This is a genomic window from Mycobacterium sp., assembly GCF_049281135.1.
GTDB lineage: Bacteria > Actinomycetota > Actinomycetes > Mycobacteriales > Mycobacteriaceae > Mycobacterium.
Window position 1 is genome coordinate 1 of the sequence record NZ_JBAPRN010000417.1, and the last position, 3,121, is coordinate 3,121.

The following is a 3,121-nucleotide window of genomic DNA, read 5'->3' on the forward strand; positions in this document are numbered from 1 at the left end:
CCCTTGAGGTCGATCTACCCGACCAGTTGCTGACGCTGGCGCTGACCCATCGCAGCTATGCCTACGAACACGGCGGCCTGCCCACCAACGAACGCTTGGAATTTCTGGGCGACGCCGTGCTGGGTCTGACCGTGACCGACGAACTGTTCCACCGGCACCCCGGGTGCCCGGAGAGTGATTTGGCGAAAATGCGTGCAGGCGTGGTTAATACGCAGGCGCTGGCCGACGTGGCGCGTTCGCTCACCGACGACGGGCTCGGCGCGCACCTGCTGCTGGGGCGCGGCGAGCTGAAATCTGGCGGCACCGACAAATCCAGCATCCTCGCGGACAGCCTGGAGTCGCTGCTCGGCGCGATCTATCTGCACCACGGCATCGAAGCCGCCCGGAAGGTGATTCTGCGTTTGTTCAGTGAATTGCTAGATGCCGGTGGCCTGTTGGATTGGAAGACCAGCCTGCAGGAATTGGCCGCGGCCCGTGGCCTCGGCGTGGTGTCCTATCAGGTCACCTCGACCGGTCCCGATCATCAGCGAGAATTCACCGCGGTGGTGGTCGTGAGGGAGACCAGCTATGGGTCCGGAATCGGTCGGACCAAGAAAGAAGCCGAGCAGAAGGCCGCCGAAATGGCGTGCCAGGCATTGAACCAGCTCGATGCCGCGGTACCCGGGGAAACCGCCGGCTAGATGCCCGAGCTACCCGAGGTCGAGGTGGTGCGGCGCGGATTGCAGGCCCACGTTGTGGGCAAGACCATCACCGCCGTGCGAGTGCACCACCCCCGCGCCGTCCGCCGCCACGAGGCCGGCCCCGCCGACCTGACCGCGCGGATGCTGGACGCCCGGATCACCGGCAGCGACCGACGCGGCAAGTATCTGTGGCTCACCCTGGACGGGCCGAGCGGCGCCGACCAAGCACTCGTCGTGCACCTCGGCATGAGCGGACAGATGCTGCTCGGAGACGTCCCCAACGCTGGTCATCTGCGCATCGCCGCGCTCCTCGACGACGGCACCACGCTGAGCTTCGTCGACCAGCGGACGTTCGGTGGCTGGCTGTTGGCCGACCTGGTCACCGTCGACGGCAGCGTGGTTCCGGTGCCTGTCGCGCACCTCGCACGCGATCCGCTGGACCCGCGCTTCGACATCGATGCGGTGGTGAAGGTGTTGCGGCGCAAGCACTCTGAGATCAAACGCCAGCTGCTCGACCAGACCGTGCTGTCGGGAATCGGCAATATCTATGCCGACGAGGCGCTGTGGCGGGCGAAGGTCAACGGCGCACGGCTGGCCGAGGCGCTGACCCGCAAGCAGCTGACCACGGTGCTTGAGGCCGCCGCCGAGGTGATGCGCGACGCGCTGGCGCAGGGTGGCACGTCGTTCGACTCCCTGTACGTCAACGTCAACGGACAGTCCGGCTACTTCGACCGATCGCTGAATGTCTATGGCCGCGAAGGCAAGCCGTGCAGGCGCTGCGGCGCGGTCATCCGGCGGGAGAAATTCATGAACCGCTCGTCGTTCTATTGCCCCCGCGATCAGCCGCGGCCGCGGGGGTAAGCGCGCCGAGTGCGCGTCGGATCTCCCGCGAACTGGCGGGGCCGCCGGCTCTGCCAGTCAGCTGACCATCTCCAATCAGGGGAGAAGCGCTACCGGGTCGAACCCCGTTACGCCCGCGCCGCCGGCATTGAAGACGAAATCGAATAACAACTGGTCGACCGCTACTGCTTGAAAAAGTTGAGAAGAGTCGCCCACTGCCGCTGCCGACCCTCGTGTCGCGACTTTGCCCGCCGCTGCCCAGCAAGCTGACAGTCGTTTAGCTAGATTTAAGATAGATCCAAGATCACAATTGCATAACGGTGAGATCTCGATTAAGACGCAACAGCCCAACCACCTTTCAAGAGGCTGGGATAAGCCTGAGGATTGGATAAGCATTCCGATTTTCGGATAAGTGGTCGGGTTAAGAGACCACTTCGCATCGTTGAGGAGCCGCTATGAGTCGCAACCGCGACCCCCGGACCAATGGCTGGCGTCATTGGGTCGGCCTGGGCGCCGCCGCCGGCGGCATGCTCGTCGCCGCGTTGAGCCAGCTTGCCATGGCACCCAGCGCGCACGCCGATCCGTTCACCGATCTCGTTAGTAACGTCGAAGGCACTTTCGGTCTCGCTGAGACCCAGTTCAGCGCAGGTGCGGGGGATTTTTCCAGCAGTGACATACCCGATGGTCTGTCCAATTACCTCGCCGGTACCGATACCTTTCTGTTCGGTCCCGGTTACGACGTCCTGGTTGACGGATACGCCGCACTCACAGGCGGCACGCAAGCGGGTTCTTACTACTTTCCCGCCGACACTCCTCCGGCAGACTTTGCGGACGCCGAAACCGCAATCCAGGGATATACGAACGGTGCCGAGACCTACTTCACCGAGGCTGCGGGCCTGCTCTCCAGTGACCCCGTCCAAGGTTTGGTTGACCTCGCCAATGGGTCAGGCTTATTGGTGGGTGAGGTTCCGGACGAATTCATCCTCGGTCTGGGCGCTGCCTTGGGCTTCTGACAGCTAGCTTTTCGGACCTTCATCCTCGCTGATCGACCGAGCCAGTCGAAGGTGTCGCGGCCCACCGGACACCGGGTGCCAAATTGCCAGGAGTGCTTCGATACCAACTGTTTTGGCGTGGGGGGCCGCCACGCCAGTTCAGGTAGCCGCTGAGGGTGAGCGCGGTCAGGTTGTCTAAGCGCACCACAGGCCGAGGAAGGTATGGCGGCGCTCGTTTCTGCTTGCCGATTCGTGGACGCCGGGGTGGCCTGCGGCGTAGGAATCGGCGCCGCTGCCGGCGGGATGCCTTTCGCCGCGCTGGCCCGGCTCGCCGTGGGTCCTGCTGCGCGCTCACCGGCTACACGGGCCCGGGCTACTTTTTCGACTACCCGGAGCATGCTGCTCCGACAACCCTGGCGGCGACGGGCACCGATGTCACCAGCGCCCTCAGCACCGCCGCGTCGGATGTCACGACCGCCGGTAACGACTTCGGCAGTAGCGACGTGCTCGACGGTGCACTGAGTGCCTTCGCCGGCATCGGATACTTGGCCGAGGCTCCCGCGATTGAGCTCATCGGACTGGTCGATACAACTTTGGGCAGCCTCTGAC

The 3,121-nt window shown here is 64.3% G+C and carries 4 protein-coding genes; all 4 read left to right on the top strand.

Going from position 1 to position 3,121, the window contains the following annotated elements:
- A partial coding sequence (gene rnc, locus WAN02_RS16990) for a ribonuclease III (protein WP_422265387.1) occupies nt 1-680 on the top strand: 680 nt, incomplete at its 5' end.
- The gene (gene mutM / locus WAN02_RS16995; RefSeq protein WP_422265388.1) at nt 681-1,541 is read left to right on the top strand and encodes a DNA-formamidopyrimidine glycosylase; all 861 of its coding nucleotides are present in this window, start codon (nt 681-683) and stop codon (nt 1,539-1,541) included. It begins immediately after the preceding gene.
- 434 nt (nt 1,542-1,975) lie between these two features.
- Nucleotides 1,976-2,533: a hypothetical protein gene (locus WAN02_RS17000; protein WP_422265389.1), complete on the top strand. Its 558-nt coding sequence runs from the start codon at nt 1,976-1,978 to the stop codon at nt 2,531-2,533.
- Between the two features lie 221 nt (nt 2,534-2,754).
- Nucleotides 2,755-3,120: a hypothetical protein gene (locus WAN02_RS17005; RefSeq protein WP_422265390.1), complete on the top strand. Its 366-nt coding sequence runs from the start codon at nt 2,755-2,757 to the stop codon at nt 3,118-3,120.
- The last annotated feature ends 1 nt before the right edge of the window (nt 3,121 follow it).